We start from the raw sequence: 17,745 nt of genomic DNA, 5'->3' as shown, positions 1-17,745 counted from the left end.
TGCACTTGGGTCGCGACCCACTGAGGTAAAGTGGAACGACATGAGCGCCATTCACCCCACCGCAGGGTCCAAGCCCAAGCAGGCACCTCCGGACGGGTCGGTGTCGGAGCGGGAGCGTGCGCTGCTCGACGAAATTGCCGCCCTGCGCGCCGAGTTGAGCCACTGGCGCCAGCCGCCTTTCACCGAACAGGCGCCGGCATCACACCCTTTCAACGGTCTGCCCAGGGCCTTCGGCAGCGACGCGGCCACGGCGTCGTTTGAACATGACGCGCTGTTCACCACGCTGGGCACCGTGTTCCCCATCGGCGTGTTTCGCACCGAGCGCGACGGCACACTGACCCACGTGGACGCCATGCTGCAACAGATCTTCGGGCTGGAGCAGAAGGACTTCCCCGATTTTGGGTGGTTCCGCCATGTGCATCCCGACGACCTGGAGCGGGTGAGGGAACACTGGGCCAACGGCATCGTGCGGGGCGACAGCCTGAGCCTGGAGTTCCGCATCGTGCGCCCCGGCACGGAGCAGGTCACCCATGTGATCGCCCGCAACATCCCCCAGACCAACGAGAGTGGTCAGATCGTCAGCCATCTGGGCTTCGTGCAGGACATCAGCCACCTGCGCAAGCTGGAAGCCGAGGCGCGCATCAAGGACGAGCTCAACCGCCAGATCATTGCCAGCAGCGCGGACTGCACCAAGGTGCTGGATCTGGAAGGGCATGTGCTGCAGATGACGGCACAAGGCTGCCGGCTGGTGGAGGTCGACGACTTTGAACAGGTGCGGGGATCGGACTGGACCCAATGGTGGCCGGACGAGGGCCGGCAGAGTGCGCAGGCTGCGTTGACGCGCGCGAGGTCGGGTGTGAGCTCGCGTCACATCGCCTTCGCCCGCACCTTCAAGGGCACCCCGAAGTGGTTTGACACGGTGGTCTCGCCCATCACCGACACGCAGGGCAAGCCGGTCATGTTGCTGGTGGTGTCGCGTGACATCACCGAAGCGCACGAACAGCAAGAGCAGATCCGCCGACTCAACGCAGACCTTGAAACGCGGGTGCAGGAGCGCACCGCCGAACTGGCCGCGGTCAACGCCCGGATGCGCATCACCCTCCAGGACGCCCAAGCCCTGTACGACCAGGCACCCTGTGGCTACCACTCGGTGGATGCCACAGGCACCTACGTCTCGATCAACCGCACCGAGCTGCGGTGGCTGGGTTACACGCGCGAAGAGGTTGTCGGGAAAATGCATTTTCGCGACCACGTGCTGCAGGGCGACCTGATCCGGATCAAGGACCGCCTGCAAAGGCTGATTCGAAACGAAAAGCTGGATGCGGCCGAACTGGTCATGCGCCGACGCGACGGCTCCACGTTTGTGGCGCTGCTCAGCAGCACCGCGGTGGTGGACAGCGAAGGTCGCTTTGTCCGCACCAACAACACGCTGGTGGACATCACGGAGCGCAAAGCCGCCGAACAGGCGCTGCAGGCTCAGCGCAACTTCCTGCAGACCATCACCAACAGCGTGCCGGTCCAGCTGGCGTTCTTCGACCCCCAGCTGATCTGTCGCTTTGCGAACGCCAGCTACGCCCGCTGGCACGACGGCGCGCCCGACCGCCTGCTGGGCTTGCACCTGCGCGAGATCGCCCGACCCGAAGACTTCGAGGGCTCGCTGCCGCTGCTGCAGGCCGCACTGGCCGGAGAGGCGCAGCATCTTGAAGGCCCCCGCAGGTTCCCCGACGGCCACAGTTTCTACGCCAGCATCGAATACACGCCCTACTGGAGCGACGGACAGGTTCAGGGCCTGTTCATCCAGATGCTGGACATCACCGAGCGCAAGGCGTCGGAAGACCAGGTGCAGCGGGCCAACGGTCAGCTCAACGAGGCCTTGCTGCAGGCCCAGACGCTCTACAACCAGGCCCCCTGCGGTTACCACTCCCTGGACCCCCTTGGCGTCTACGTGTCGGTCAACGACACCGAACTGCGGTGGCTGGGGTACCAGCGCGAGGAAGTGGTCGGGATCAAGAGCTTCCGCGATTTCATCCTGCCCTCACGCACCGCGGTGCTGGAAGACCGCCTGCAGCGGCTGGTGCGCGGCGAAGTGCTGGAAGGGTCGGAGCACGAGATCCGCCGCCGTGACGGCACGGTGTTTTATGCGTTGCTGTCCTCGTCGGCCGAGCGCGACGCCGAAGGTCGCTTCCTGCGCAGCAACACCTCGGTCGTGGACATCTCGCAGCGCAAATCGGCGGAGATTGCCCTGCGCGAAAACCAGCGCTTCCTGCAGACCGTGACCAACCACGTGCCCGGGCTGATCGCCTACGTCGATGCGATGCTCCGCTACCGCTTTGCCAACGACGAGCACCGCCACCAATATGGTCTGGCGCCTGAAAGCATGCTGGGCCTGCATGTCAGCGAGTGCCTGCCCCCTGCGGTGTGGCACGAAGACCACCCGCGGCTGCAAGGGGCACTCGATGGCCAGGTGCAGCACCACGAGGCCTGGCGCACCACGGCCGATGGCACGCCGGTCTACCTCAGCGCGACCTACCTCCCGGACATCCACGAAGGCCTGGTGCAAGGTGTGATCGTGCAGGCCATCGACATCACCGAGCGCAAGCGCGTCGAGGAGCGGGTGAGTCAGCTCAACGACGAACTGGAGACCCGCATCCAGGAGCGCTCCCTGGAGCTGCTGGAGAGCGAACAGCGGTTCCGCCTGATGGTCGACAACCTGCGCGAGTACTGCATCTTTTTCCTGGACTCGCAAGGTTGCATCACCGACTGGACCGACAGCGCCCAGCGCATGGAAGGCTATTCACCGACCGAGATGCTGGGCAAGCACTACGCCATGCTGTTTCAGCAGAGTGAACCGGGTGAGGCCGTGGCCAACGCCAACCAGATGCTGCGCATGGCCGCGTCGCGCGGCCAGCATGAACTGCACAGCTGGCAATCCCGCAAGGACGGCACCCAGTACTGGTCTCACTCGGTGTTGATCGCGCTGCGCGATGACAGCGGCGAATTGCGCGGTTTTGCCAAGATCAACCGCGACATGACCGACGCCAAGCGGCTCGACGACCTGATGCGCAACATCAACGACGAGCTGGAGAACCGCGTGGTCGAGCGCACCGAGCAGCTGCTCGCGGCCAACAAGGACCTGGAATCGTTCTCGTATTCGGTGTCGCACGACCTGCGCTCGCCCCTGCGCCACATCTCCAGCTTCGTCAGCCTGCTGGAAGAGCACCTGGGCGACCAGGGTGACGAGACCACCCAGCGCTACCTCGGCACCATCGGCAATTCGGCGCGCCACATGAGCCAGCTCATCGATGGCCTGCTCGCGTTCTCGCGCCTGGGCCGCTCGGCGGTCAACGTCACCGCGGTGGATTTCGCGATGCTGGTGGAAGCCGTGGTGAGCCAGATCGCCCACGACACCGAAGGCCGTGTGGTCGACTGGGTGGTCGCCCCCGATATGCCGGTGGTGCAGGGCGACGCGCTGTTGTTGCGCGAGGTCTGGGCCAACATCCTGGGCAATGCCTTCAAATACACACGCCCTCGCGAGCGGGCCCGCATCGAGATCGGCTGGAGCGTCGATCCGGCCGTGGGTTACACCTTCTACGTCCGTGACAACGGCGTGGGGTTCGACACCAAATACGCGCAGAAACTGTTTGGGGTGTTTCAGCGCCTGCACCGGGCATCCGATTTCGAAGGAACGGGCATCGGACTGGCGCTGACGCGTCGCATTCTGGAGCGTCACGGTGGTAGCATCTGGGCAGAAAGCCAGCAGGGGGAAGGCAGCGTTTTCCATTTTTCGCTGCCTTTTGAAGGCTGCAGCCCTTCAGAATCTTCAAACGACTCCTTCCCTTCCGTCCTGGAACCATGAACAAGAACGCTGAAGCCATCCTGCTCGTTGAGGACAACCCCGACGACGCCGAGCTCACCAAGCTGGCCCTTGCGCGCCACGGACTCGATGGGCGGGTGACCCATGTGTCCGACGGCATGCAGGCGCTGGACTACCTCTACCGACGTGACGGCTTCGCGGACCGCTCTGGCGGCAACCCGGTGCTGGTGTTGCTCGATCTGAAGATGCCGCTGCTCGACGGCATCGGCGTGCTCAAGGAAATCAAGACCTCGGACGCCCTGCGCAACATCCCGGTGGTGGTGCTGACCTCGTCCACCGAGCCCAGCGACCTGCAGCGCGCCTACGAGGCGGGCACCAACGCCTACATCGCCAAGCCCACCGAGTTTGCGCAGTTCCTGAGCGCCATGAAACACGTGTGCGAGTTCTGGATCAACATCAACCAGACCGCGCCCCAGTCGCCCAGCGCGGGCGTTCGCTCCACGGCCTTCGGCGAACTCGCCTGAACGTCGCGCCCCGCTGACGGCGGGGTGGGTCGTCACCAGGTGTCGATGAAGCGGTCCGCCGGGAGCGCCGCGGGCTTCATCCCCGCCAAGCCCTGAGACAACCAGCGCCGTGTGTCGGCCGGATCGATCACCGCGTCGATCTCCAGCGTGGTGGCCATGGGGATGGCCGAACCGTTCTCATGCTGGCGCGCCAGCAGCTGCTGGAACAGCGCGTCCCGCTGCCCGCCTTCGGGCACCGCTTCCAACTCCTTGCGGTAACCCAGCCGCACCGCCCCCTCCAGTCCCATGGCACCGAATTCGGCCGAAGGCCAGGCCACGGTGAACACCGGTGCGTGAAAGCCGCCGGCCGTCATGCCCATGGCGCCGAGCCCGTAGCCTTTGCGCAGCACCACCGAAAACACCGGCACCCGCAGCTTGGCCGAGACCACGAACAGGCGGCTGACGTGCCGCACCTGGGCCGTGGCCTCGGTGTCGGGACCGACCATGAAACCCGGCGTGTCCACCAGACTGACCAGCGGCAGGCCGTGCGCGTTGCAGAGTTGCAGGAAGCGCGCCGCCTTGTCGGCCGCACCGGCGTCGATCGCGCCACCCAGATGCTGCGGGTTGTTGGCCAGCAACCCCACCGGGCGGCCTTCGATGCGCGCCAGCGCGGTGTGGATGCCCAGGCCAAAACCGGTGCGCAGGTGCAGCAGGCTGCCCTGGTCCACCAGACCTTCCATCGCGCGGCGGCTGTCGTAGACGCGCAGGCGGTTCTGTGGCACCACATTCCGCAGCGCCGCGGGCTCGGGCGAGATCCAGTCGCGCACGCGGCCCTGAAAGTACGACAGGTAGCGGCGCGCCACCGACACGGCCTGAGCCTCGTCGTCCACCAGCACGTCGATCACGCCGTTGGCGTGTTGCACGGATGAGGGCCCGATGTCCTCTGGCCGGAACCGGCCCAGCCCGCCGCCCTCCACCATGGCCGGGCCGCCCATGCCGATGTGGCTGCCGCGGGTGGCGATGATCACGTCGCTGCAGCCCAGCAAGGCCGCGTTGCCGGCGAAACAGCGTCCGGCCGCGATGCCCACCACCGGCACCAGCCCCGACAGGCGCGCAAACGCCGCGAAGGTGCCCACGTGCAGGCCCGCGACGATGGGCATGTCGGTGTCGCCCGGTCGGCCCCCGCCGCCTTCGGCGAACAGCACCACCGGCAGGCGCTGCGCCAGCGCGATGCCCAGCAGCCGGTCGGTCTTGGCGTGGTTGCGCATGCCTTGTGTGCCGGCCAGCACCGTGGCGTCGTAGGCCATGACCACGGTGCGCGAGGCTTCGGCACCAAAGATCGGGCCGTTGACCGAGCCGATGCCGGCGACCATGCCGTCGGCCGGTGTGTTCGCGATCAGGTCTTCTTCGCTGCGGCGGCTGCGCTGGGCGGCCACGGCCAGGGCGCCGTATTCGATGAAGGAGGCTTCATCGCACAGGTCGGCGATGTTCTCGCGCGCGGTGCGCAGGCCCAGCGCATGGCGCCTGGCCACCGCCTCGGGTCGAGCCTTGTCGGACAGGAAGCGCTCGCGGTCGCGCAGGCGTTGCAGGTCGGCCCGCACACCGCCCTTCCCTTCGCCCACAGGCGCTTCAGGAATCGGCACCGCGCCGCTCGCCGAGCTGGGGCGTTCGGCGAGCACCAGCAACACGTCGCCCGGTTGAACGGTCTCGCCCGCCGCACAACACCGCTCGGCGACCACCCCATCGGTGTCCGCCCGCAGCTCGTGCTCCATCTTCATCGCTTCGAGGATGAGCAGCACGTCACCCGCCCGAACCGCGTCGCCCACGGCCACGGTGCATTCAACGACCTGGGCCTGGAGCGGCGAGCGAAGGAGTGTCATGCCGGCATTGTTCCGCCCCCGACGGGCTCACCCGGTCAAGCGCGCGACATGGCCCTCACCCCGTGAACAGGGCCACGTTGCCACCGGCGGCCGTGGTGTTGATGGTCAGCGTTTGCTCGGCACAGAAGCGCAGCAGGTAGTTCGGTCCACCCGCCTTCGGACCGGTGCCGGAGAGGCCTTCGCCACCGAAGGGCTGCACGCCCACCACGGCGCCGATCATGTTGCGGTTCACGTAGACGTTGCCCACCCGCGCCGCCGTGGCCAGCGCCTGGGCCCGGCTGTCGATGCGGGTCTGGATGCCCAGCGTGAGGCCATAGCCCAGCGCGTTGATCTGGCGGATCACGTCCATCGGGTCGCCGCCCCAGCGCACCACCTGCAGCACCGGGCCGAAAATCTCGGCTTTGACGTCGGCGATGGCGTTCACTTCGAACATCTGCGGCGGGATCAGGTTGGGCATCGTGGTGACCGGCGCCGCGCCCGGCAGCAAGGGCTTCGCTTCCGCGTGCAGGCGCTGCAGGTGGCGGGTGATGCCACCAAACGCTTCGGCGTCGATCACCGGGCCGAGGTCGGTCGCCAGCTCGGCGGGTTGCCCCACCACCAGTTCTTTCGCCGCGCCCTGGATCATTTCGATCACGTGATCCGCAATGCCTTCGTGCAAGCACAGCAAGCGCAGGGCCGAACAACGCTGGCCCGCGCTGCGGAAGGCGCTCTGCACCACCGCGTCGGCCACCTGCTCGGGCAGGGCCGTGCTGTCCACCAGCATGGCGTTGATGCCGCCGGTCTCGGCGATCAGCGGCACGATGGCGCCGTCTTTGGCGGCCAGCGCGCGCTGGATGATCTTGGCCACCTGGGTGGAGCCGGTGAACACCACACCGGCGATGCCCGGTTGTGCCACGAGCGATGCGCCCACGGTCTCGCCCGGGCCATGCAGCAGTTGCAATGCGCCGGCGGGCACGCCGGCGGCGTGCAGCAGCTTCACCGCTTCGAGCGCAATGGCTGGCGTCTGCTCGGCCGGTTTGGCCAGCACGGTGTTGCCGGTGGCCAGGGCGGCGGCCACCTGGCCCGCGAAGATGGCCAACGGGAAGTTCCAGGGGCTGATGCAGACCCACGCGCCCCGGCCTTCCATGCGCAGCGTGTTGCTCTCGCCTGTGGGGCCGGGCAGCGTCTGCGGCGCCATCACGCGCTCGGCGTCGTTCGCGTAATAGCGCAAGAAATCGATGGCTTCGCGCACCTCCGACACCGCGTCGCCCCAGCCTTTGTGCGCTTCCTTCACCAGCAACGCACACAGGCGCGGCAGTTGCTGCTGCATGGCGTCGGCCGCGCGGCGCAGTGTGGCGGCGCGCTCGGCCACCGGCGTGTGGTTCCAGCCCGCGAAGGCCTGCACAGCCTTGCCCACAGCGGCCTGCGCTTCTGCGGCGGAGGCTTCGGGCACGGTGGGTACCACCAGCGCGGCGTGCGCGGCCAGCAGTGGGTCGCGGTGCACGACCACGGCCAGGTCCAGACCCAGGCTGTTGGGGCGCTTCAGGCCGTACAGGTCGGGGGGCAGCGGCAGGGTTGATGACATCGCCTCGGGCTTCGACTGCTCCAGCGGCGAGAGCAACAGCTCGTCCATGCCCACCGATTCGTCGGCGAGCTGGTGCACGAAGGAGGAGTTGGCGCCGTTCTCCAGCAGGCGGCGCACCAGGTAGGCCAGCAGGTCGCGGTGCGCGCCCACCGGGGCGTAGACGCGGCAGGCCACCAGCGGGTTCTTCAGCACCTCGCGGTAGATGCCCTCGCCCATGCCGTGCAGGCGCTGCAGCTCAAACGGCACGCCGTGGCGGGAGGCCATCTGCAGGAGAGCGGAAATGGTGCCGGCGTTGTGCGTGGCGAACTGCGGAAAGATCGCGTCCGGCGCATCCAGCAAGGCCCTTGCACACGCGAGGTAGCTCACGTCGGTGTGGTGCTTGTGGGTGAACACCGGGTAGGTCGGCAGGCCCTGCTCCTGTGCGCGCTTGATCTCGGCGTCCCAGTACGCACCCTTGACCAGGCGGCACATGAATTTGATCTTGTGCTGCCGGGCCAGCGCGGCCACGTGTTCGATCAATTCCACCGCGCGGCTCTGGTAGGCCTGCATCGCCAGGCCGAGGCCGGCCCACTGCGGGCAGTGTTCGGCCACCAGCTGCGCCAGCGCTTCGAACACATCGAGCGAAAGCTCCAGCCGGTCCACCTCTTCGGCATCGATGGTGAGGTTGAGGTTGGCCGCCGCCGCCGCGCGGCACAGCGTCCACACGCGCGGCACCAGCTCGTCCATCACGCGCCCGTGCTGCACGTCTTCGTAACGCGGGTGCAGGGCGCTGAGCTTGATGGAGATGCCGTCGTTGTGCGCGGGCGAGCGTTTCGGGTCGGCGGTGCGTGCGATCGCGGCGATGGCGTTTTCATAGCTCGCGAGGTAACGCAGCGCATCCGCGTCGGTGCGCGCGCCTTCGCCCAGCATGTCGAAGCTGAAGCGCAGCTGGTCCAGCTTCTTGCGTGCCGAAGCGGCTTCCTTCATGCCCTCTTCGATGGTCTGTCCCAGCACGAACTGGCGGCCCAGCAGCTGCACCGCGCGCAACGTGGCCGCGACCACGGTTTTGGCGCCGAGCTTGGCCATGAGGCCGGGCTCTTGTCCCGCGCCCGGCAGGAAGTGTTTGGACATCGCAATCGCCGTGGACGAGAGCCGCGCCAGTGTCGAGTCGGCCGCCCCGTCAAAGTCGGCCCGGCCCAGCTGGTCTGCCGTCAAGGCGATGGCGGTTTCGGCATCGGGCACGCGCAGCAGCGCCTCTGCCAGCCGCATCAGGGCCAGGCCCTCGGCGCTGGAGATCGGGTACTCCTTCAAGAGGCTTTCCATGGCCCAGAACGGTGGCGGGTTCTCGCGCACGGCGCGCACCCAGGGCGCGGCCACGTGGGCCGCGGCCGCCCAGTCCAGCGCGCCCTGCAAGGCGGCAAGGCGCTGGGCGACGATGGCGACTTCGGGCCGGTAGGGGAAAGGCAGGCGGTCGGTGGTGCGGGGCATGGCGGTCTCCGGAAATCGGCTCGGTTGGTGAATCCCGTGATGGTGCCGGTTCGTTTGGTGAATTTCTGGTGGTTTTTTTGTCATTCACCGGATAATTCACCATCCATGACCGAAACCACCCACGACCTCGACCGCATCGACCTGCGCATCCTGAACGTCCTGCAGGCCGACGGGCGCATCGCCAACCTCAAGCTCGCCGAGGCCGTGGCGCTCTCGCCCACGGCCGTGCTCGCGCGCACCCAGCGCCTGCAGCGCGACGGCTACATCCTGGGCTATGAGGCGCGGCTGAACCCGCTCAAGCTCGGGCGCGGCATGATGGTTTTCGTCGAGGTGCTTCTGGACCGCACCACGCCCAACGTCTTCAACGAATTCAAGGCCGCGGTGCAGGTGCGCGACGAGATCATGGAATGCCACATGGTGGCCGGCGGCTTCGACTACCTGCTCAAGACCCGCATGGCCGACATGGCCGCCTACCGCGACTTCGCGGGCAGCGTGCTCTGGCAGCTGCCCGGCGTGCGCGAGACGCGCACCTACGCGGTGATGGAAGAGGTGAAGAACTGCAGCCGTTTGCCCCTTTGACAAGCGCCATCGCCCAGCGACAATCCCCAGCACCTTTTCTTCAGGAGCCCTCCATGCCCAAAGCCCCCCGCCTGCTGTCCTGTCTGTTGCTGTGCTCAGCGAGCGCCTTCGCACAAACCCAGGCACCCGGCCTGTGGGCCGTCCAGAGCAAGATGGGTGGCAACCCCGAGATGGACAAGGCCATGGCCGAGATGCAGAAGCAGCTGGCCAGCATGCCACCGGCCCAGCGCAAACAGATGGAAGCCATGATGGGGAAAAACGGCATGGGCGTGGCCCCGGGTGGCGGCTTCTCGCTCAAGGTCTGCATCACGCCCGAGATGGCCGCCCGCGCCGAGATGCCGTCCCAGACCGAGGGCAACTGCACCAACACCATCACCTCCCGCAGCGCCAGCGCACTCAAGATGAAGTTCGTCTGCACCAACCCGCCGTCGTCGGGCGAGGGCACCTACACCTTCAATGGCGACAAGGCCTACACCATGAAGATGGTGATGCAGTCGGTGCGCAACGGCAAGCCGGAGAGCATGACCATCGACGGCCAGGGACAGTGGCTGGCCGCCGACTGCGGGGCGGTCAAACCGATCCAGATGCCCGCGGCGCCCGCGAAGTAAGTCTCAGCCCCTGGGCCGGCTGCCGAAGATGGCCCGGCCGACACGAACCATGGTCGAGCCCGCCGCCACAGCGGCATCCAGGTCGTCGCTCATGCCCAGCGACAGGGTGTCCAGGTTCAGGCCCTGGGCGTTGAGGTCGTCGAACAAGCCGCGCGCCCGCAGGAACAACCCACGCTGGCTGTCAAAGTCCGGCGCCGGCTCGGGAATGCACATGAGGCCACGCAGCCGCAAACCAGGCAACCCGGCGACCGCATGGGCCAGCGCGGGCAGCGCATCGGGCGCGACCCCTGACTTGTTGGCGCCACCGTCCACGTTCACCTGGAGGCAGACCTGCAGGGGCAGCAAGCCTTCCGGACGCTGCTCGCTCAGCCGCTCGGCGATCTTGAGCCGGTCCACCGACTGCACCCAGTCGAAATGGGCCGCGACCAGCCGGGTCTTGTTGCTCTGCACCGGGCCGATGCAATGCCACTGCAACCCGGCGTCGGCGTGGGTGGCGCGCAAAGCCAACACCTTCTCCACGCCCTCCTGGACGTAGTTTTCGCCAAAGGCCCGCTGCCCGGCCGCGATCGCCTCGGCCACTTCCTCGGGGCCAAATGTCTTGGAGACGGCCAACAACGTGACGGCGTTCACATCGCGTCCCACCGTGTTGCACGCCTGCGCGATGCGCTCCCGAACCCCTTGGAGATTGTCTGAAATGGTCGTCATAATCAGTCTGTAACACCAACACTGCACGGGACCCCGGGATGGACATCACCCAACTGCTCGCCTTCAGCGTCAAGAACAAAGCCTCCGATTTGCACTTGTCTGCCGGGCTCCCGCCCATGATACGGGTGCACGGGGACGTGCGCCGCATCAACGTCGAACCGCTGGACCACAAGATGGTCCACAGCATGGTGTACGACATCATGAACGACGCGCAGCGCAAGCAGTACGAGGAGTTCATGGAGTGCGACTTCTCGTTCGAGATCGAAGGTCTGGCCCGTTTTCGCGTCAACGCCTTCAACCACAACCGGGGCGCCGGCGCCGTGTTCCGGACCATCCCGAGCAAGATCCTGACGCTGGAACAGCTCAACGCGCCCAAGATCTTCGGTGATCTCGCGCTGCGCCCGCGCGGCCTGGTGCTGGTCACCGGCCCGACCGGCTCGGGCAAGTCGACCACGCTGGCCGGCATGGTGAACCACCTGAACGAAACCGAGTACGGCCACATCCTCACGGTCGAGGACCCGGTGGAATTCGTGCACGAATCCAAGAAGTGCCTGATCAACCAGCGCGAGGTCGGCCCGCACACGCTGAGTTTCTCCAACGCCCTGCGCTCGGCCCTGCGTGAAGACCCGGACGCCATCCTGGTCGGTGAAATGCGCGACCTGGAAACCATCCGCCTGGCCATGACCGCCGCCGAAACCGGCCACTTGGTGTTCGGCACGCTGCACACCTCCAGCGCCGCCAAGACCATCGACCGCATCATCGACGTGTTCCCGGCTGAAGAAAAAGACATGGTGCGAGCCATGTTGTCCGAGTCACTGGTCGCTGTCATTTCGCAGACCCTGTGCAAGGTGAAAGACGGCAGCGGCCGGGTGGCGGCGCACGAAATCATGATCGGCACCAGCGCCATCCGCAACCTGATCCGCGAGGCCAAAGTGGCCCAGATGTACTCGGCGATCCAGACCGGTCAGGGTGTGGGCATGCAGACGCTGGACCAGAACCTGTCCGAGCTGGTGAAGCGCAACGTCATCAGCCCGGCCGAAGCGCGCAGCAAAGCCAAGATCCCCGAGAATTTCCCAGGGTAGGTGGCTCCCCCCGTTGCTTGCTCGCTGCGCGTAGCCGCATACCCCCCAGGGGGCAACGCGAGTGGCCCGGCGAAGCCGGTTCCACCGCGTTCACGGCTCAAGGCATCGCCAAGTTGGCAGATTTGAACAGTCGGAAAACAAAAGGGTAAGACCTCATGGAACGCGATCAGGCATCCAAATTCATCAACGACCTGCTCAAGCTGATGCTCAGCCGGGGAGGCAGCGACCTGTTCATCACAGCCGACTTTCCGCCCGCCATCAAGGTGGATGGCAAGGTGGTGAAGGTGTCGCCGCAGCCGCTCAACCCGGTGCACACACTGGCCCTGGCCCGCGCCATCATGAACGACAAGCAGTCGGCCGAATTCGAGCGCACCAAGGAGTGCAATTTCGCGATTTCGCCCCCGGCCATCGGTCGCTTCCGCGTGAGCGCCTTCATCCAGCAAGGCAAGGTCGGCATGGTGATGAGGACCATCCCCGCCGTGCTGCCCACCATCGACAAGCTTGGCCTGCCCCAGGTGCTGAAAGACGTGGTGCTCTCCAAGCGCGGTCTGTGCATCCTGGTGGGTGCCACGGGTTCGGGCAAGTCCACCTCGCTCGCCGCGATGGTGGACTGGCGCAACGAGAACACCCACGGTCACATCATCACCATCGAGGACCCGGTGGAGTTCGTGCATGCCCACAAGAACTGCGTGATCACCCAGCGCGAGGTGGGGCTGGACACCGACAGCTGGGAGGCGGCCCTGAAGAACACGCTGCGCCAGGCGCCCGACGTGATCCTGATGGGCGAGATCCGCGACCGCGAGACCATGGAACACGCGATCCAGTTCTCGGAGACCGGTCACCTGTGCCTGGCCACCCTGCACGCCAACAGCGCCAACCAGGCGCTGGACCGCATCATCAACTTCTTCCCCGAAGAGCGGCGCGCGCAGTTGCTGATGGACCTGTCGCTCAACCTGCGCGCACTCATCTCGCAACGGCTGGTGCCCCGGCAAGACAACAAGGGTCGTCACGCGGCGGTCGAGATCATGCTGAACTCGCCCCTGATCTCCGACCTGATCTTCAAGGGTGAGGTGGCCGAGATCAAGGAAGTGATGAAGAAGAGCACCAACATGGGCATGCAGACCTTTGACCAGGCGCTGTTCCACGCCTTCGAAGCCAACCTCATCACCTTTGAAGACGCCCTGCGCAACGCCGACTCGCTCAACGACCTGCGCCTGCAGATCAAGCTCAACAGCCAGCGTGCGAAGACGGTGGACCTGGCGGCCGGCACCGAGCACATGACGATCATCTAGAGAAGCACCCCCGCGCCGCGCCTAAGGGCGCGTCACCCCCTCAAGGGGGCAACGCGAGTGGACCGGCGAAGCCGGTTCCGCCGCGTTCTCGGTTTCGGTCACGTCGCTCCGGCTGCACCTGTTCCTAAGCATTTTCCGAAAGACATTCCCATGAGCAGCATTGCCTCCAAAACCTACGAACCTGTGGCCGCCAAGAAGGTCGCGTTTCTTGGCCTGGGTGTCATGGGTTTTCCCATGGCCGGGCACCTGGCCAAGGCCGGGCACTCGGTGACGGTCTACAACCGCTCACCCGCCAAGTCACAGGCCTGGGTGGCGGAGTTCGGGGGCACCGCCACAACCACGCCACGCGAAGCGGCGGTGGGGGCTGACATCGTGTTCTCGTGCGTGGGCAACGACGACGACCTGCGCTCGATCACGCTGGGGGCCGACGGCGCTTTCGCCGGCATGGCGCCGGGCGCCGTGTTTGTGGACCACACCACCGCGTCGGCCGACGTGGCGCGCGAGCTGTACACCGCCGCAAAGGCCCTGGGCCTGGCGTTTGTCGATGCCCCGGTCTCGGGCGGCCAGGCGGGCGCGCAGAACGGCCTGCTGACGGTCATGTGCGGCGGCGATGCCCCCGCGTTCGACGCGGTGCAACCGGTCGGCATGGCGTTCTCGCGCGCCTTCACGCTGCTGGGCGCCAGCGGCGCGGGCCAGCTCGCCAAAATGGTCAACCAGATCTGCATCGCAGGGATGGTGCAAGGCCTCTCGGAAGCCATCGCCTTCGGCCAGAAAGCCGGCCTGGACATGAACCAAGTGCTGGACGTGATCGGCAAAGGCGCGGCCCAGAGCTGGCAGCTCGACAACCGAGGCAAAACCATGGTGGCCGACAAGTTCGATTTCGGCTTCGCCGTGGACTGGATGCGCAAGGACCTTGGCCTGGTGCTGGACGAAGCCCGTCGCAACGGCGCCCGCCTGCCGGTCACCGCGTTGGTGGACCAGTTCTACGCCGACGTGCAGGCCGCCGGCGGCAACCGGCTGGACACGTCGAGCCTGATCAAACGGTTGAAGTAGCCTCCCCTGCGCGGCAGGAAAAGGCTGACACCGGCGCGCGTGCGCCAACCCGAGGATGCGGTGGAACCGGCTTCGCCGGGCCACTCGCATCGCCCCCTTGAGGGGGTCGCGCGCAGCGCGGCGGGGGTGGACCGTACCTGCGGCGCGGGGGTCACTTGATCTTCGCCAGCTCTTCTTCCGAGATGATTTCCAGCACGCGCACGACGCGCTGGGCGCCTTTGGTGGTGCGGGCCACCTGGGTGGCGATGTCGGCCTCGCGCTGCGTGACGCGGCCCATCAGGTACACCGTGCCGCGCTCGGAGACCACCTTGAACGAGTTGGTCGAGATCTGCTTGGTGTCGAGCAGGCCGGCCTTGACCTTGCCGGTCAGCAGCGAGTCTTCGGCCTTTTCGGTGAAGCTCGGGCTGTTGGCGATGCCCAGCTCGTTGTAGACCATCAGCACGTTGTCGACCTGCTTGCCCACGGTCTCGGCCAGCGCCTTGTCATTGGCGTTGCCCACCTCGCCGGTCAACAGCAGGCGGCGGTTGTAGCTGGTGACGTTGATGCGGGCGCGCGTGCCCATCTGGTCGCGCAGGCGGTTGGCGGCGCGCAGTTCGATGCCCTGATCGTCGAGCTGGGCGCCCGAACTGCGGCGGTCGCCGACCACCATGGCACCGGTGAGGGCGGCGCCGCCCACGGCCAGGGGCGCGCAGGCCGACAGGGTGGCGGCAGCGGCGGCCAGGCTCAGGACGGCGACCGTCAGGCGGCCCGGGAAGCGTGAATGTGTCATGCGGGGTTCTCCATTTCGTTGGACAAGGTTTCGGGCAGGCCCAGCAGCTGGGCATCCACACCGTCGCAAATGCAGTGCAGCACCAGGTGCTGCACTTCGAGGATCCGTGCCGGCACGTCGTTCGGCACACAGATGTGCACGTCGGTGTCGCGCAGCTGCTGCGCCAGGCGACCACCGCGCGCGCCGGTCAGCGCCACCACGGTCATGTCGCGTTCGTGAGCGGCCTCGACGGCCGCCACCACGTTGGGCGAATTTCCGGTGGTCGACAGCACGAGCAGCACGTCGCCGGCCTGACCGAGCGCACGCACCTGCCGAGCGAACACCACGCGGGCGTCAAAATCGTTGGTGAGACCGGTGATCACCGAGGCGTCCGCCGACAGCGAAAACGCCGCCAGCTCGGGGCGCTCGCGCTCGTGGCGACCGATGAAGCTGGCCGCAAAGTGCTGGGCGGCCGCCGCCGAAGCGCCGTTGCCGCAGGACAGCACCTTGCCGCCGCCCGTGACGCTGGCCAGCACGGCCGTGGTGGCCGCTTCGACGACCGGCGCGAGCGACTGCGCGCACTGGTACTTCAGGTCGGCGCTGTCGATGAATTGTTGCTGTATCCGTTGCAGAAGCATGGGGCGATGATAGCGGCGGGCAGGGTATCAAAAGGTTGCGGGTGCATCAAAGGCCCCGCGCAGCCATTCCGGGGCGATGCGATCGTCCGGGCCACCTTGGATCAGCACCACATCGAAGCGGCATGGGGGCTCTGACCCCAGCCGCATCAGAAAGTGCCGCGCGGCGAACACGATGCGCCGCTGCTTCACCGGCGTGATGCTTCCGCCGGCCCCGCCGTGGCTCGCGCTGGCGCGCTGCCGCACCTCGACAAACACCAGCGTGCCGTCGCGCTCGCGCATAATCAAATCGACCTCGCCACCGCCGCGACCGGGTGTCTTGAAGTTGCGCTGCACCAGCCTGAGCCCTTGCCGCTGCAAATGGTCCAGCGCCGCGTCCTCGGCCGCATCGCCCCGGCGTTTGGTGGTGACAGCGCCCGTCGGAGCCGACGGATTCACCGGTTTTCTGGATAACCACATTGTCTGTTTCTCCCTCCCTGTTGGCCGCCGCCAGCGACGCCGCAGCGCACCAGCATTATCCGCAAGGCACGCTCTACATGGTCGCCACGCCGATCGGCAACCTGGCCGACATCGCCCTGCGCGCCCTGCACGTGCTGTCGCTGGTGGACACCGTGGCCTGCGAGGACACGCGCCACACCGCCGGCCTGCTGCAGGGCTACGGCCTGCACAAACCGCTGCTGGCGCTGCACGAACACAACGAGGCCGAAGCCGCGCAGACCGTGATCCAGCGGCTGCGCGAGGGCCAGCGCGTGGCCTACGTGAGCGATGCCGGCACACCGGGCGTGAGCGACCCGGGCGCGCGCCTGTGTGCGGCCGTGGTCGCGGCCGGTTTGCGCTGCGTGCCGCTGCCCGGTGCGAGCAGCATCACCGCGCTCATGAGCGTGGCCGGCACCGGCGGGCACGACGGGCGTTTTGTCTTCACCGGTTTTCTCTCGCCCAAGGCCACCGAGCGCCAGCGCGAGGTGCAGGCCATCGCCGCCGACGACCGCGCCTGTGTGCTGCTGGAGGCACCGCACCGCATCGAGGCGCTGGCCAAGGACCTGGCCGCGCTCGGCGACCGTCCGATCACGGTGGGCCGTGAACTCACCAAACAGTTTGAAGAAATCGCCCAGATGCCCGCCGCCGGTTTCCCGGACTGGCTGCAGGGCGGCGCGCACCGCACGCGGGGCGAATTCGTGTTGCTGGTGCACCCGCAGGTCGCCGCCGACAGCGGGGCGTTCGACGCCACCACGCTGCGCACGCTGGACCTGCTGCTGGCCGAGCTGCCGGTGAAAACCGCCGTGAAGCTCTGCGCCGACATCACCGGCGCGCCGCGCAACGCGCTCTACCAGGCCGCGCTGGCGCGGCGGCAGACGAGCGCCGAGGAAGACTGAGCGCTCAGCGCAGGCGCTGCAACGGCTGCTCGGTCGCGGGCCGGGCAGCGCCCTCGGACACCTCGGTGGCGTCCACGTCCACCACCTCGCCCACGGGCGCACGCCCGGGCCACACACCCTGCGTGTAGCGCTGCGACTGTTCGCGCATGCGGCTGAACATCACCACCGGCGCGGGCTTGCGCCCGGTGATCAGCGACCACAGCGAGACCAGCACCACCACGACGATGGCCGCCAGCAGAAAGCTGACAACGAACACGCCCGCGGCCAGCACCAGCATCAGTTTGATCAGGCCGCGCAACACGCGGCCCACGAAATCGGTCAGTTCATTCATGGTGTGAGGGAGTCGGGCGTGAGCCCTTCGTTCCCTGAAGCGACAACAAGACGTTCAGATGGGGCCATTGTGGGCCAATACAAGCCTGCCGGGTCGTGCGCCGGGCACACC

14 protein-coding genes and 1 pseudogene are annotated in these 17,745 nt (G+C 67.0%); 8 read left to right on the top strand and 7 right to left on the bottom strand.

Features of this window, described 5'->3' with window-relative positions:
• Window positions 1–40: 40 nt before the first annotated feature.
• Both IV088_RS04910 and IV088_RS04905 read left to right on the top strand, forming a co-directional pair.
• Window positions 41–3,856 carry a PAS domain S-box protein gene (locus IV088_RS04910; RefSeq protein ID WP_291098521.1) on the top strand — a complete coding sequence of 1,272 codons (3,816 nt, stop codon included), beginning with the start codon at window positions 41–43 and terminating at the stop codon, window positions 3,854–3,856.
• Complete coding sequence (locus IV088_RS04905; RefSeq protein WP_291098519.1) at window positions 3,853–4,338, top strand: response regulator; 486 nt, start codon at window positions 3,853–3,855, stop codon at window positions 4,336–4,338. The genes IV088_RS04910 and IV088_RS04905 overlap by 4 nt, the downstream gene beginning before the upstream one ends.
• Window positions 4,339–4,370: 32 nt before the next feature.
• Here the strand turns inward: IV088_RS04905 and IV088_RS04900 are convergent.
• Together IV088_RS04900 and IV088_RS04895 are read right to left on the bottom strand one after the other, a co-directional pair.
• A pseudogene (locus IV088_RS04900) lies at window positions 4,371–6,188 on the bottom strand (carboxyl transferase domain-containing protein); the annotation flags it as partial.
• 64 nt (window positions 6,189–6,252) lie between these two features.
• Window positions 6,253–9,228, bottom strand: coding sequence for an L-glutamate gamma-semialdehyde dehydrogenase (locus IV088_RS04895; protein ID WP_291098513.1), 2,976 nt, complete (start codon window positions 9,226–9,228; stop codon window positions 6,253–6,255).
• A 105-nt stretch (window positions 9,229–9,333) separates the two neighbouring features.
• Here IV088_RS04895 and IV088_RS04890 point away from each other — a divergent pair, with 105 nt between their 5' ends.
• Both IV088_RS04890 and IV088_RS04885 read left to right on the top strand, forming a co-directional pair.
• Window positions 9,334–9,807 carry an Lrp/AsnC ligand binding domain-containing protein gene (locus IV088_RS04890; RefSeq protein WP_291098510.1) on the top strand — a complete coding sequence of 158 codons (474 nt, stop codon included), beginning with the start codon at window positions 9,334–9,336 and terminating at the stop codon, window positions 9,805–9,807.
• A 53-nt stretch (window positions 9,808–9,860) separates the two neighbouring features.
• Window positions 9,861–10,415 (top strand): DUF3617 domain-containing protein, encoded by a 555-nt coding sequence (locus IV088_RS04885; protein WP_291098507.1) that lies wholly within the window; start codon window positions 9,861–9,863, stop codon window positions 10,413–10,415.
• 3 nt (window positions 10,416–10,418) lie between these two features.
• Here IV088_RS04885 and IV088_RS04880 read toward each other — a convergent pair whose 3' ends face one another.
• Window positions 10,419–11,120 carry a YggS family pyridoxal phosphate-dependent enzyme gene (locus tag IV088_RS04880; RefSeq protein WP_291098505.1) on the bottom strand — a complete coding sequence of 234 codons (702 nt, stop codon included), beginning with the start codon at window positions 11,118–11,120 and terminating at the stop codon, window positions 10,419–10,421.
• A 38-nt stretch (window positions 11,121–11,158) separates the two neighbouring features.
• On the opposite strand from IV088_RS04880, the gene IV088_RS04875 reads away from it, so the two are divergent.
• The 3 genes from IV088_RS04875 to IV088_RS04865 all read left to right on the top strand — a co-directional run bounded on the left by IV088_RS04875 (window position 11,159) and on the right by IV088_RS04865 (window position 14,547).
• Window positions 11,159–12,202 (top strand): type IV pilus twitching motility protein PilT, encoded by a 1,044-nt coding sequence (locus tag IV088_RS04875; RefSeq protein ID WP_291098502.1) that lies wholly within the window; start codon window positions 11,159–11,161, stop codon window positions 12,200–12,202.
• 155 nt (window positions 12,203–12,357) lie between these two features.
• The gene (locus IV088_RS04870; protein WP_291098498.1) at window positions 12,358–13,494 is read left to right on the top strand and encodes a PilT/PilU family type 4a pilus ATPase; all 1,137 of its coding nucleotides are present in this window, start codon (window positions 12,358–12,360) and stop codon (window positions 13,492–13,494) included.
• Between the two features lie 150 nt (window positions 13,495–13,644).
• Window positions 13,645–14,547, top strand: a complete 903-nt coding sequence (locus tag IV088_RS04865; protein WP_291098495.1) for an NAD(P)-dependent oxidoreductase — start codon at window positions 13,645–13,647, stop codon at window positions 14,545–14,547.
• Window positions 14,548–14,698: 151 nt separating this feature from the next.
• Here IV088_RS04865 and IV088_RS04860 read toward each other — a convergent pair whose 3' ends face one another.
• Genes IV088_RS04860 through IV088_RS04850 form a run of 3 tightly spaced genes read right to left on the bottom strand, consistent with a single transcriptional unit; the run spans window position 14,699 to window position 16,389 of the window.
• Window positions 14,699–15,316 carry a BON domain-containing protein gene (locus IV088_RS04860; RefSeq protein ID WP_236963428.1) on the bottom strand — a complete coding sequence of 206 codons (618 nt, stop codon included), beginning with the start codon at window positions 15,314–15,316 and terminating at the stop codon, window positions 14,699–14,701.
• The gene (locus IV088_RS04855) at window positions 15,313–15,933 is read right to left on the bottom strand and encodes an SIS domain-containing protein (protein ID WP_291098489.1); all 621 of its coding nucleotides are present in this window, start codon (window positions 15,931–15,933) and stop codon (window positions 15,313–15,315) included. Before IV088_RS04855 ends, IV088_RS04860 begins: the two co-directional genes overlap by 4 nt.
• Window positions 15,934–15,960: 27 nt before the next feature.
• Window positions 15,961–16,389, bottom strand: coding sequence for a YraN family protein (locus IV088_RS04850; RefSeq protein WP_291098486.1), 429 nt, complete (start codon window positions 16,387–16,389; stop codon window positions 15,961–15,963).
• On the opposite strand from IV088_RS04850, the gene rsmI reads away from it, so the two are divergent.
• Complete coding sequence (gene rsmI, locus IV088_RS04845) at window positions 16,389–17,303, top strand: 16S rRNA (cytidine(1402)-2'-O)-methyltransferase (RefSeq protein WP_291098484.1); 915 nt, start codon at window positions 16,389–16,391, stop codon at window positions 17,301–17,303. The genes IV088_RS04850 and rsmI overlap by 1 nt on opposite strands.
• Window positions 17,304–17,307: 4 nt before the next feature.
• On the opposite strand, the gene IV088_RS04840 is transcribed toward rsmI, so the two are convergent.
• Window positions 17,308–17,634 carry a hypothetical protein gene (locus IV088_RS04840; protein WP_291098481.1) on the bottom strand — a complete coding sequence of 109 codons (327 nt, stop codon included), beginning with the start codon at window positions 17,632–17,634 and terminating at the stop codon, window positions 17,308–17,310.
• Between the last annotated feature and the right edge of the window lie 111 nt (window positions 17,635–17,745).

Source organism: Hydrogenophaga sp., from assembly GCF_018780075.1.
In the GTDB taxonomy this organism is placed as follows: Bacteria; Pseudomonadota; Gammaproteobacteria; order Burkholderiales; family Burkholderiaceae_C; genus Hydrogenophaga.
This window is presented reverse-complemented; position numbering and strand designations above follow the sequence as displayed.

Coding starts and splice junctions, on each gene's coding strand:
- IV088_RS04870 (WP_291098498.1), top strand. CDS start 12,358: ATGGAACGCGATCAGGCATCCAAATTCATCAACGACCTGCTCAAGCTG.
- IV088_RS04840 (WP_291098481.1), bottom strand. CDS start 17,634: ATGAATGAACTGACCGATTTCGTGGGCCGCGTGTTGCGCGGCCTGATC.
- IV088_RS04855 (WP_291098489.1), bottom strand. CDS start 15,933: ATGCTTCTGCAACGGATACAGCAACAATTCATCGACAGCGCCGACCTG.
- IV088_RS04850 (WP_291098486.1), bottom strand. CDS start 16,389: ATGTGGTTATCCAGAAAACCGGTGAATCCGTCGGCTCCGACGGGCGCT.
- IV088_RS04860 (WP_236963428.1), bottom strand. CDS start 15,316: ATGACACATTCACGCTTCCCGGGCCGCCTGACGGTCGCCGTCCTGAGC.
- IV088_RS04890 (WP_291098510.1), top strand. CDS start 9,334: ATGACCGAAACCACCCACGACCTCGACCGCATCGACCTGCGCATCCTG.
- IV088_RS04875 (WP_291098502.1), top strand. CDS start 11,159: ATGGACATCACCCAACTGCTCGCCTTCAGCGTCAAGAACAAAGCCTCC.
- IV088_RS04865 (WP_291098495.1), top strand. CDS start 13,645: ATGAGCAGCATTGCCTCCAAAACCTACGAACCTGTGGCCGCCAAGAAG.
- IV088_RS04895 (WP_291098513.1), bottom strand. CDS start 9,228: ATGCCCCGCACCACCGACCGCCTGCCTTTCCCCTACCGGCCCGAAGTC.
- IV088_RS04910 (WP_291098521.1), top strand. CDS start 41: ATGAGCGCCATTCACCCCACCGCAGGGTCCAAGCCCAAGCAGGCACCT.
- IV088_RS04880 (WP_291098505.1), bottom strand. CDS start 11,120: ATGACGACCATTTCAGACAATCTCCAAGGGGTTCGGGAGCGCATCGCG.
- IV088_RS04905 (WP_291098519.1), top strand. CDS start 3,853: ATGAACAAGAACGCTGAAGCCATCCTGCTCGTTGAGGACAACCCCGAC.
- IV088_RS04885 (WP_291098507.1), top strand. CDS start 9,861: ATGCCCAAAGCCCCCCGCCTGCTGTCCTGTCTGTTGCTGTGCTCAGCG.